Source organism: Shewanella sp. CAL98-MNA-CIBAN-0140 (assembly GCF_040309905.1).
Classification (GTDB): Bacteria; Pseudomonadota; Gammaproteobacteria; order Enterobacterales; family Shewanellaceae; genus Shewanella; species Shewanella psychromarinicola.
The window spans coordinates 137,046-149,423 of sequence record NZ_JBEOPI010000006.1; the positions used below are offsets into that span (position 1 = coordinate 137,046).

The 12,378-nt window shown below is 40.7% G+C and carries 9 protein-coding genes and 1 rRNA gene; 7 read left to right on the forward strand and 3 right to left on the reverse strand.

What is annotated here, in order from left to right:
• Positions 1-51: 51 nt before the first annotated feature.
• Positions 52-1,554, forward strand: a complete 1,503-nt coding sequence (locus AAEY93_RS05085) for an alpha/beta hydrolase (protein WP_124011747.1) — start codon at positions 52-54, stop codon at positions 1,552-1,554.
• Here AAEY93_RS05085 and AAEY93_RS05090 read toward each other — a convergent pair.
• Positions 1,541-3,703: a diguanylate cyclase gene (locus AAEY93_RS05090; protein ID WP_233768547.1), complete on the reverse strand. Its 2,163-nt coding sequence runs from the start codon at positions 3,701-3,703 to the stop codon at positions 1,541-1,543. The two genes, AAEY93_RS05085 and AAEY93_RS05090, sit on opposite strands and share 14 nt — an antisense overlap.
• Before the next feature lie 362 nt (positions 3,704-4,065).
• Here AAEY93_RS05090 and AAEY93_RS05095 point away from each other — a divergent pair, with 362 nt between their 5' ends.
• From AAEY93_RS05095 to AAEY93_RS05110, 4 genes are all read left to right on the forward strand, one after another.
• Positions 4,066-4,332 carry a DUF4212 domain-containing protein gene (locus AAEY93_RS05095; protein WP_101032075.1) on the forward strand — a complete coding sequence of 89 codons (267 nt, stop codon included), beginning with the start codon at positions 4,066-4,068 and terminating at the stop codon, positions 4,330-4,332.
• Between the two features lie 12 nt (positions 4,333-4,344).
• The gene (locus AAEY93_RS05100) at positions 4,345-6,063 is read left to right on the forward strand and encodes a sodium:solute symporter family protein (protein ID WP_101032074.1); all 1,719 of its coding nucleotides are present in this window, start codon (positions 4,345-4,347) and stop codon (positions 6,061-6,063) included.
• A gap of 131 nt (positions 6,064-6,194) precedes the next feature.
• Positions 6,195-8,042 (forward strand): DUF294 nucleotidyltransferase-like domain-containing protein, encoded by a 1,848-nt coding sequence (locus AAEY93_RS05105; protein ID WP_101032073.1) that lies wholly within the window; start codon positions 6,195-6,197, stop codon positions 8,040-8,042.
• Positions 8,042-8,731, forward strand: coding sequence for an exonuclease domain-containing protein (locus AAEY93_RS05110; protein WP_351075258.1), 690 nt, complete (start codon positions 8,042-8,044; stop codon positions 8,729-8,731). The genes AAEY93_RS05105 and AAEY93_RS05110 overlap by 1 nt, the downstream gene beginning before the upstream one ends.
• A gap of 64 nt (positions 8,732-8,795) precedes the next feature.
• Here AAEY93_RS05110 and AAEY93_RS05115 read toward each other — a convergent pair whose 3' ends face one another.
• Together AAEY93_RS05115 and AAEY93_RS05120 are read right to left on the reverse strand one after the other, a co-directional pair.
• Positions 8,796-9,872, reverse strand: a complete 1,077-nt coding sequence (locus AAEY93_RS05115; protein WP_351075260.1) for a ketoacyl-ACP synthase III — start codon at positions 9,870-9,872, stop codon at positions 8,796-8,798.
• Positions 9,873-9,997: 125 nt separating this feature from the next.
• Complete coding sequence (locus tag AAEY93_RS05120) at positions 9,998-10,672, reverse strand: GntR family transcriptional regulator (RefSeq protein WP_101034690.1); 675 nt, start codon at positions 10,670-10,672, stop codon at positions 9,998-10,000.
• 202 nt (positions 10,673-10,874) lie between these two features.
• Here AAEY93_RS05120 and gmhB point away from each other — a divergent pair, with 202 nt between their 5' ends.
• Positions 10,875-11,435 carry a D-glycero-beta-D-manno-heptose 1,7-bisphosphate 7-phosphatase gene (gene gmhB, locus AAEY93_RS05125; RefSeq protein ID WP_351075263.1) on the forward strand — a complete coding sequence of 187 codons (561 nt, stop codon included), beginning with the start codon at positions 10,875-10,877 and terminating at the stop codon, positions 11,433-11,435.
• Between the two features lie 777 nt (positions 11,436-12,212).
• A 16S ribosomal RNA gene (locus AAEY93_RS05130) occupies positions 12,213-12,378 on the forward strand; the annotation flags it as partial.

Here is a 12,378-nt window from a genome sequence, read left to right on the forward strand (position 1 = left end):
TGTTAAGCTATATTGTTGTTCATTTGATATTTATTTTCAATAAGGTTTACTATGCGCGCTATTGTAATTGGGTCGACTAAACATTTTTTGTTTGCCGCATTTTATGCTGCTTTGGGGATTGCTTTAGCGTTAATTATCGCAGCCGTTTGGATGCTTAATGCTCGGCCTAATTTATCATTGTGGCACACTACACACCTAACCTCTGAATATCATCAGCAGTCAGGCTTAACTGATTTTAATCAATATTTACTATTAGAAGATAAACTATTTGCTGAAGTAGAACAGCAAGTTTATCGTCAGTATCAGCCTGAAATAGCGTCTCCTATTAATCGTTATGAGCGCCATAGTCTGTCTGATCCTAGGTTATGGCAGCAAAATTGGAATCGCTCATTTGAATGGAAAAACCCACAAGCAGAGTTTGGCCTATTATTGTTACATGGCATGTCTGATTCACCCTATATGATGTCGCATTTAGCACAGCATTATAAGCAACAGGCATATGTTTTAGGATTGCGTTTGCCCGGCCACGGTACCATTCCGTCTGGGTTAACCGACATTACCTGGCCTGATCTTGCTGGGGCGGTGTCACTTGCCGTGGCACACTTATCTACACAACTGCCGGGTAAACCCATTTATGTGGTGGGTTTTTCAACTGGGGCTGCATTGGCGTTAAACCATGAACTTGAGAATATCAGCTTGGATAAGTCTACGAGCTTTGATGGCATGATCATGTTATCGCCAGCAATTGGTCTTACACCTATTGCTGCAGGTGCTTACTGGCAAGCAAAACTGGGGAAATTACTTGGGCAAGATAAACTGTATTGGAACAGCATTCAAACAGAATATGATCCGTTCAAATATCAATCGTTTGCCGTTAATGCTGGTGATGTTGTGTATCAGTTAACCCAGCGTAATCAGACCTTATTAGAGTCATTATCGGTGCAGCAGTTAGATGCTATTCCGGCGATGTTAACGTTTCAGTCAGTTGTCGATGATACGGTATCTTCGCTTGCTGTGGTTGATTTGTTATATCAAAGGTTACCGGCAAACAAAAACCATCAATTGGTGTTATTTGACGTCAACCGTACTCGGAGCAACAACCAATTACTTTTCCAAGACCCACTGGCATCTTTTGCCCCTTTTTGGCTGTCTAAGCCGTTACCCTATCGCCTAAGTTTGCTTGAAAATGACCCGCAACGTGATCATCATGTTCAGGTAAGGGAGTTAGCCGATAAATCGATAACTAATGATGTATTAGCGTTAAATTTAACTTGGCCTAAAGATGTGTTTTCATTATCTCATGTGGCGTTAAACTTTCCGATTGAAGATACGCTTTATGGGCCTCAATCTGGCAATAATCCTGATAAAATCCAAATAGGCAGAGCAATTTATCAAGGTGAACGGGGCATTTTTAGTATGACAGCCGACGACATGTTACGTCAGAAATGGAATCCATTTTATCCTTATATGATGACTCGAATTGATGCGTTTACTCAAGGACATCAATCTGAGTCATCATTGGATAATAAACCGCTAAAGTTTAGTCAGAAATGATATTAATTATTGTCCGGTTTCGTCCCTGCTGTTTTGCTTGATAGAGATTATCATCTGCAACTTTAATCCACTTATCGAGTTGCACGTTATAGTCCGCATTTGCTGTAATCGCGCCAATACTAACTGTCACTTTGAATGATTGTTTATCTTCGGGTGAGGTGATATTTAATTGTGACAATGCTTCTCTAAAGCCATTGAGATGTTGTTCAATATGTAAGGCGTTGGACAAAGGCAAAATCAGTAGAAATTCTTCTCCGCCATAGCGGGCCACAATATCAATGTCACGTTTAAAATATGTCTGCATTAATTGAGATACGTTTCGTAAGCACTCATCTCCAGCCAAATGCCCATAGTTATCATTAACTCTTTTGAATAAATCCAAGTCAAGCAAGACAACGGTAATAGCTTGTTCACTGCGTAAACAAAAATCCAATAGCTCACCAAATTTACGTTCAGCATAACGGCGATTATATAAGCCTGTTAAAGGATCACGATCAACCAGTTCAGTTAGCTTTATGTTGGCTTTTTCTAATTCTGCAGTACGGTTAGCAACGGTCTGTTCTAACTCCAATTGATGAGCAACCAGTTGTTGTTTACTGGTCACTAAGCGTTGATACAAGCTGAACACTTCTTTAGGTGAATTTTCGTCAATAGTTGATGCTTTTCCTGTATCGGGCTGACTAAATTGATTGGCTACTGCTTCTAATGGCACGGTCAATAACGTACTCAGCTTTGTTGATATATAAAACGTACACACTAATGAAATCAGCAACAGAATAAAACTACTAAACATTTGTTCTTCGGCCAACTTTAGTAATGGTGAGAACTCTTTTAAAATATAAACAGTCCAACCATTATTCAATTCATGGTGAGTATAAATATACTCAGGCACAATTGAGGTCGTATTGTGAATATTGATAAGGTCAAGGTTGGCGCGATACACACCTTTGTTTATGACAAAATTAAATTGTGATAGTGGTTTAAAAGCAAGCTTTTCTGAAGCGTAAATAATTTGATTTTGCTCATCAACCATCACTACAGATTCATCAGTGCTGTATTTATTGACTTGATCAATATATGAAAAGTGGCTCAAATCAAGCGAGCCTTCTATAATCCCTGCTATTTTTGTGTGTTGCTCATCGAGATAAAACGGTGCACTCATGGCAATAATGGCATCATTGCCAAAGCCGCGACCCAGAAAGGCGGATGATACAAAAAAGCGGTGATTGTAAAACGATTCAATAAAATATTCGCGGTCTTTAATATTGATGCTTTGTTGTTGTTTTTGGATTGAGAGCAGTCTTGACAATGGGCTAGCGTTGACAATGTTAGCGGCAGGATCGGCAATTAGCATGCTAATAAAGCTTGGGTAGCTTTGATGCAAACTCGATAAAATAGCTTGCCATTGCTCAGGCGTATCGGCCATTAAATTTAATTGATTGGCGGTATTTTGGATCACGGCCTTATGGTTTTCGATATGATTCTGTGCCGCGGTAGAGATATGCACAACCGCTTCTGTCATATTTTGTTTTAACATGACTTGTTGACGCTCTAAAGAATAAAAATTAAAGATTAACGCCGAAAACAGTAATGTTAACGTGACCATCAACGTGAAAAAATAGGTCAGTTGCGCGCTTAATTGTCTGCGATGGCGGTCTTTTACTTTATCTTTTAAAAACCATAGCTTTGGAATAGCTAAAATCAGCAGTGATGCAAGACTGGTATAAATGAGTCCGTTGATCCCTTGCTTTGAAATGATAAAGCCTAAGTGAGATGGTGGAATATCCATCAACAAAACCGCATATAAATACACCATTGGTGCGCCAATTAATAACCAATAAGCGGCGTCGGCATATAAAGCATAGATATCACGGCGTCTCGCATAGCCTAAAAATAGTGCTTCTAATCCAAAAAATAAATACACATGGGGACTATCCCATACCAGCATTAATCCTGTTGATGCCATCATTGCTGTTACAAATGCGTACCAAGGTCCTAATAAAACGGCAGCAATGACTGTCATCGTATTACCTAGTACAAATTGCACATTGGCAAAAAATTGAATTGGGAAACAATTGATCAGCAGTCCGACTACTCCCAAGATAATCGCGAATAAAAGGTGCTGTTGGTTAATGCGTGGTAACGTCAAAAAAATATCCTTATTATTCTTATTATCAAAAGATTCGTTGATATACGAGTACTTATCTCAAGAAATCGAATATATTTCAACGAAAACGATGACTTTTTTATTAGTAAATGCCTCGTTTTGTTTTAATTGATCGTCATTTAAGTCTCTTTGTGCGGTAATTTTGTTCGACCTTGGTCTAACTCGATGGAATGGGCAATCGAGGCTTTTATTTGTTTTTTTACTGTATAACTCTGATTAGTAAGTGATTTAATAGCTTGCAACAGTAGCTTGTTCGTGAGATACGACTAAGGTCTTGATTGTAGACCCCCCCTAAGTTGCTAAATTAACAATGGCTTTACAAAAAATAACATAGGGGAGTCGCAATGAGTTTTGAAAATAACGAAAAGGCAGCGGGTTACTGGCGTGAGAATTTACGCTTGGTACTTAGCTTGCTTGCCATCTGGGCTGCAGTATCATTTGGCTGCGGTATCATATTAGTAGATGTACTTAACGAAATTACCTTCATGGGATTCAAACTGGGTTTCTGGTTTGCGCAGCAGGGTGCAATGTATGTATTCGTGGCGCTGATTTTTGTTTACGTAGCGAAAGCTAATGCGTTAGACAAAAAATACAATGTTCACGAAGACTAAGGGGCACTAAAAATGGATGTTCAAACACTAACATATATTATTGTCGGCGCGACTTTTACGCTGTACATCGGGATAGCTATTATGTCCCGAGCGGGTTCAACCAAAGAGTTTTATGTTGCAGGTGGTGGTGTTCACCCTGTTATGAACGGTATGGCAACCGCAGCGGACTGGATGTCAGCTGCATCGTTTATTTCATTGGCCGGTATTGTGTCTTTTACGGGTTATGATGGTTCAGTATATCTAATGGGCTGGACGGGGGGTTACGTTCTATTAGCCTTGTGTATGGCACCTTATTTACGCAAGTTTGGTAAATTTACCGTTCCAGACTTCATCGGTGATCGTTATTACTCTCAAACAGCTCGAACTGTTGCAGTTATTTGTGCCATTTTCATCTGCTTTACCTACATTGCAGGTCAGATGCGGGGGGTAGGCGTAGTGTTCTCTCGCTTCTTGGAAGTAGAGGTAGAGACCGGTGTGTATATCGGGATGGCGGTCGTATTCTTTTATGCTGTACTTGGCGGCATGAAAGGGATTACTTACACTCAGGTAGCGCAATATTGTGTGCTTATTTTTGCCTTCATGGTGCCCGCTATCTTTATCTCGGTAATGATGACAGGTCATATTTTTCCGCAGATTGGTTTTGGGGCCGAGTTAGTGGACGCTGCAGGTAATGGTACTGGGGTATATTTGCTCGATAAACTTGATGGACTGTCTGCTGAACTGGGCTTCTCTCAATATACTGAAGGTTCTAAATCCATGATCGATGTGTTCTTTATTACTGGAGCATTGATGTTTGGTACAGCAGGCTTGCCGCATGTGATTGTACGTTTCTTTACGGTTCCTAGAGTAAAAGATGCACGTATCTCAGCGGGTTGGGCACTCGTGTTTATCGCGATTATGTATACTACTATTCCGGCATTATCGGCATTCTCACGCGTTAATATGATTGAAACCATTAATGGACCAGAATCTACCGGTGTACCTTATGAAACAGCACCTGAGTGGATTAAAAACTGGGAAAAAACCGGTTTAATCACGTGGGACGATAAGAACAACGATGGCAACATTTTCTACACCAATGGTGAAAAAAATGAGATGACCATTGACCGAGATATTATGGTTCTGGCAACGCCTGAAATCGCTAATCTTCCTGCATGGGTTATCGCATTAGTTGCCGCGGGTGGTTTAGCGGCAGCATTGTCAACATCAGCGGGTTTACTACTGGTGATTTCAACGTCTGTTTCGCACGATTTACTCAAGAAAAATCTAATGCCGGATATTTCGGATAAGAAAGAGTTAATGTATGCGCGAATAGCCGCAGCCTTAGGGGTTGTTATGGCGGGCTACTTTGGCATAAACCCACCAGGTTTTGTTGCGGCTGTAGTAGCTATTGCATTTGGTCTCGCCGCTGCGTCGTTATTCCCAGCCATTATCATGGGTATTTTCTCCAAAACCATGAATAAAGAAGGGGCTATTTCGGGTATGGTGATCGGGTTATTATTTACTGCGAGTTATATTGCTTACTTCAAGTTTATTAATCCGGCAGCCAATTCGTCCGAAAACTGGTTATTTGGTATCTCGCCAGAAGGTATTGGTATGGTCGGAATGATTGTTAACTTTTCGATAGCCTTTGCGGTCTGTAAAGTAACCGCTAAAATTCCTGACGAGATAGTGGCGATGGTGGAGTCAATCCGTTTCCCTAAAGGGTCTGGTGAAGCGCAAAATCACTAATCAGCTTTAATTATCACAGTTTACAAAGAGCGCTTAGGCGCTCTTTTTGTTGGTCTTAAGTCCTATAGCCGTTAAGTGAAATGCTTTGCTATAGTGAGACTGTTGACCCATGCACAATAGGGAAATGATTAATGGATGCCAGTGAATTACAACCCGTCGAACAGTTTTTAGCGCTCCATTCTCCTTTTGATACTCTCCCCAAAGAGATCATTCAATACTGCGCTAAAATGATTACCATTGGGTATTACACTAAGGCATCAGCATTTGTTGAGTTCGATAAAGACAATCCCAAATTATACCTTGTTCGTAGCGGTGCTTTTGAAGTGCGCGATCCCGAAGGTGTGTTGGTCGATCGAATAGGTGAAGGGGAGTGCTTTGGTTTTTCCACCTTATTATCGGGTGAGAAGGTAGTCAATAAAGTCGCGATCCTTGAAGACGGTTTAGTCTACCATGTACCGCAAACTGTGTTTGGCCAACTACGAGCTCAACATAGAGGATTTGATCAATTTTTTACCCGCGCTTTTGCTAAACGTTTACGCAATGAAGCTAAATTTACCACCAAAGACTTAACCACAACTAGTCGTATTACTTCCATCATGTCATCTAAGCCCATCATCATTGACGCTCATGCGAGTGTGATCGATGCTGCCAAACTGATGCGAGAACATCGAGTGTCATCAGTGTTAGTTATCGATAATCAAAAATTAACCGGTATTTTGACCGACAGAGATTTACGTAATCGGATTATTGCAGAAGGGTTAGATGTGAATACGCTGGTGAGTCAAGCCATGACAGTCAACCCGGTGACAACCCATGCCAATGCATTAGTGTTTGAGGCCATGCTCGCGATGAGTGAGCATAATATTCATCACTTACCGGTAGTTGATGGCAGCCTTGCAGTAGGCATTATCACCAGCACAGATATATTGCGTTCGCAAAGCTCACAGCCTCTGCTTTTGATCGGCGAGATAGGGCGACAAGGCAGCATAGAAAATCTTATTCAAGTCAGTAAGCAGATCCCGCTACTATTACAAAACTTAATTAGTGCCGATGCCAGAGCTGAAGAAATTGGTCGGGTGCTCACCTCGGTAACCGATGCATTAACTCGCCGGATCATCGAACTAAATCAACTACTTCTAGGTCAGGCTCCGATGGCTTTTTGCTGGTTGGCTTTTGGTTCACAAGGCCGCCAAGACCAGGTTGCCTGTTCTGATCAAGATAATGGCTTATTGTTGGCACACGAACCCGATGAGTTTGCAGCTGCCTATTTTGAAGCTTTAACAAAAGCGGTGTGTAAAGGCTTAGATCAATGTGGTTATATTTATTGCCCAGGTGACATTATGGCGCAAAACCCTAAATGGCGATTGTCATTGGTAAAATGGAAAGGGCTTTTTTCGCAATGGGTTAATACGCCAGAGCCAAAAGCCTTAATGCACGCGAGCATCTTTTTCGATATGCGCCCAGTATTTGGTCCTATAACCTTGTTTAGCGAATTACAAGATTCGGTGCTTGCTTCAACTCAAGATAACGATATTTTTTTGGCAGGGATGGCGGGTAATTCGCTGGCAGAATCGCCACCATTAGGCTTTTTTAGGAAATTTGTCCTTGAACGTGATGGCAGTGAAGTGAAAGGCATGGATTTAAAACATAAAGGCAGTGCGTTAATTAATGACATTGCCAGAGTGTATGCTTTAAGTGCCGGCATCAAGGAGGTTAATACTGCTAAACGTATTAGAGCGTTAATGGACGCTAATATTATTAATCGTAAAGATGCACTTAACTTGGCGGATGCCCATGAGTTTATCGCCCACATGCGCTTAGCAAATCAAGGTTACCAGGTGACTCACAATTTGCAGGTGAATAATTTTTTAAAACCACAACATCTTTCTTCATTAATGCGCCATCAGCTTCGAGATGCCTTTAAGGTGGTCCATGATGCTCAAACGGGGTTAAAGCTTAAATTTATGAGGAGTTTTTAATGGCCAATTTGTGGTGGATAAAAGCCATACTTTGGCGCAAAAAATTGACCACATTACCGCTACAATTGAAGACCTATATCGATGAGATTACTCCGGCATTGTCGCAATTATATCGAGATGCTCCCTTGATGGCGATTGATCTTGAAATGACAGGGCTTGATCCTGAGAACGACCAAGTGATCAGCATCGGTTTAGTGCCCATCGTTGATGGCCAAATTCCGCTTAATCGCGCCCAGCATATTATGATTGCCATTGATGGCAGCGTGGGGGCAAGTGCAACGGTGCATGGGATCGTCGACAATCAATTACACATGGCATTATCAATTGGAGAGGCGTTGAACTGGTTTCTTGCCCAGACTCAGGGGCATATTTTAGTCGCTCATCACGCCCCGTTAGATATTCATTTTATTCAAAATAAATTACAACGTTGTTTTGGGCAATCGATACCCATGGTGTATATCGATACCTTAGCTATCGAGCGAAAACGTTGTTTAATGCATCACCAAGTGCTCAAAGAAGGATCATTGCGTTTAGGTGCCAGCAGAGCGCGCTATGGGTTACCCGTCTATGCTGCTCATAATGCATTAATCGATGCATTATCGTGTGCGGAATTATTGTTGGCGCAAGTTGCGGCTATGGGGGATGTACAACGTTTATCGATAAGTGAAATCATCGAGATTGCCCGGTGATAGTGAAATAGCATCAATAAAAAAACCAGATAATAATCTGGTTTTTTTAAGCTATGCGATAAGGTTACTTTTCAGCTTTTTTGAAAAAATAATCCACTGCAGGTTGGATTAGTTCCAATGCGGTTTTATCACAGTCAGGTAGTTTAGCATCGCTAATGGTAATAGGGGTTGTTCTTTCTCCCCACTTTAGTAGCAAAGCTGCCGAGGTTAATCCGGCCCCAAACGCACATGACAAAATTGTTTGATTGGCTTCAATTCTCCCTTGAGACAACGCATCACAGATGGCAATCGGGATTGTAGCTGCTGAAGTATTACCGTAATCAGCAATGTTGATGAAAGCTTTTTCTTTAGGGATTTTCATCCGGCTCACTAAGGTATCAATGATTCGTTCATTGGCTTGGTGTGGTATGACAAAATCAACATCATTGATATCAATACCACATTTTTCCAAGACTTTATTACTGAGATTACCCATGCCATGAATAGCTCGTTTAAACACCTCTTGACCGTTAATGTGGATATAAAAGTCTAATGAGTCATTATCAAATCTGTCCATTTGGGTGCCAAAACTGGATTTTAAAATATCGCGACCTTCAGGATCGTTATTTAACTCATAACCTAATACACCACCGGGTTGATCACTGGCTTCAAGTACCACAGCACCAGCACCGTCACCAAAGAGCACCGCTGTTTCACGACGAGACCAATCTAGGTAAAAAGATAAACGTTCAGCGCCAATAATAAGAATTTTTTTACTTTGACCGCTTTTGATCATTGAACTGGCTAACCCAACGCCATACAAAAAACCACTGCAAGCAGCGTTAATGTCAAATGCACCACATGTAGCGCCAATATCGGCCTGTACCGTTGATGCAATATTGGGGATCAAAGTATCAGGACTGGCGGTAGCTAAAATAATTAAATCTAATTCACTGCCATCAATCCCAGCAGCAGCAAGAGCATGCTTAGCCGCAACAGATGCCATTTCAGAAGTATTAACGTGACTAATATTACGCTTACTGATCCCAGTGCGTGTTTTAATCCATTCATCCGTTGTGTCCATGAACGTGGCTAAATCTTTATTGGTTAATGTTGCGGGTGGAACAGACTTACCCCAACCGGTAATGTGTGCATAATGCATAAGAAATTCTCTCAATACGTTTCAATAGTTAATTAAAATTATTTACAATATCAATAGCTTGATATTAATTTTTTGATACTAAGTTGTTGATACTAAATGCTCATGGCTAAGATTTATTATTATTTTTATGACTTGATTTTTTGTTCTACCAGTTTCGTTATCAACGCTGAGGCATGCAAGATATGCTCACGCAATAAAATAGTTGCCTTCTCTATGTCTCGATCCTTACACAATTCGAGTAACACTCTATGCTCTCTTTCTGCAATAGGGATCCCGCCAGTAAACAACAACTGCAGACGAATATAGCGATCACAATTGGTGTTTAACCCGTTAACCACTTCCATTGTATGAGGGCGATTAGCGGCTTGATATAAACGAGTATGGAACCGAGTATTAAGCTCACTCCAACTGGCCACTGACTCTTTGAGTTTAAATGCCAATTCAAGTTGAGCGAGAACGACTTCAGCTTCACCAAGATCATCGTCAGTTAAGTTAGGAATGGCCTTAGCCAATAAATCTGATTCGATCATAGCGCGTAATTCAAATAATTCAGTGACTTGTTCAACAGATAAAAGAGTTGCTGTGGCTCCTTTATGCGGTTCGAAATTGATCAGGCCTTCAGCTTCTAATTGTACTAACGCTTCACGTACAGGAATGCGACTTACGTTTAATTGATCTGCAATCGCAGACTGCCTAAGGGGTTCCCCTCCTTGTATATCACCAGAAAGGATCCGTTCTCTGAGCACTTCAACAACAAGTTGCGTGCGGGTTTTATGAATAATAGGAGTTATATTGCTCATGTACTCTAATAGTTTATCACTAAATTCTTCGAGCAAGAGTAACGCTTAGGCGCCGTTTTATAAAGTGAAACCTCTGCAATTATGAAAATCAAGGCTATAAAAGTCGCTAAATAAACAAATTTACAAAAATATTCAGATTGACTAGCACCCAATTCATCTCAATGGGATAATCACAACAGTATAGAGTTTAAGGAGTGTTAGGTTGAATAAAGCAGTATTTCTCGATCGCGATGGCGTGATCAATAAAGACAATGGTTATGTTCATATTGTGGATGATTTTGAATATATCGATGGTGTGTTTGAGGCATGCTTAGCGTTAAAGCAAATGGGTTACCTATTAGTAGTCGTCACTAACCAATCTGGTATTGCTCGTGGTATGTACAGTGAAGACGATTTCCATCATTTAACTGAATGGATGGATTGGAACTTTGCCGATAAAGGTGTCGAACTTGATGGTATCTATTATTGCCCGCATCATCCAGAAAAAGGCCTAGGCGAATATAAGCAAGATTGTGATTGCCGAAAACCTAAGCCGGGTATGCTGGTAGATGCAGCGCAGTTTTTAAAAATAGATTTAAGCCAGTCTGTCATGGTAGGTGATAAAGCCGATGACATTCGGGCCGCAAGAGCGGCTGGCATTAAGACTGCCATTTTGGTTCGTTCAGGTAAAGTAGTAGACGAAGCCGGAGTTGAACTTGCCAGTGCCGTGGTTGACAGTATCGCTGACGTTCCGAGTCTGCTAAGTCAATTACTCGCAAAATAATAGAATCGCGAATTCAAAGCTATCATTTCAACTGTTCATATATAAGCTTTCACCCACTTATATATGAACAGAGATTTTCAGTGTAACCATTTACTTCGTTTTAGACTTTATCTTCCTTTATATACTAGTCAGCTTATTTTTGTTGCTAACAAACCCCTAAGCCAAATAAAGGTATGTCATCCATTAACGCGAAATCGTTGGTACTACTAAAAGTCGCTACGGAGTTAACATCAAATTAACGTCGTTTCAGTAATTTTTTGCTCTAAACAAGCTAAATTACCCACTTAAACCACCATAAGCCGCATAATAAGCCTTATATAGGTAAGAAAAATAAATTTAATGTTCGCTGTAGCGAGGCTTTTTTGGTTATAAAGTCAGCAAAAACATCAATAAATATGACTTTAAGTTTAAATAGTGTGCAGTTGGGTCGTAATAGTCATAAAAACCGTAGAAAGCCCTTGCGCTATAAAAAGTTTTCCCTATAATACACCCCACTGACACGGAACGCAGCGTCTTACGCTAGTTACCAGGTCCGCTCTTTAACAATTTATCAAGTAATCTGTGTGGACATTCACAGGTATTGAGTTATTCGACAATTATTTAAAACAGTTTACTGTTTTTGATAATCAAAAAATTTCAACTCAATGCAACGATGAGTGTTCATAGTAATATGTACAAACATTATATTAGATTCTTCCGAGTCTAATTAATGAAATCAGAATTCATTGAGCCGAAAGCTTTGTTCTTATTTATAAGAGTGGGGTTTTCAAAAAACTTTAATTGAAGAGTTTGATCATGGCTCAGATTGAACGCTGGCGGCAGGCCTAACACATGCAAGTCGAGCGGTAACACAAGGGAGCTTGCTTCTGAGGTGACGAGCGGCGGACGGGTGAGTAATGCCTAGGGATCTGCCCAGTCGAGGGGGATAACAGTTGGAAACGAC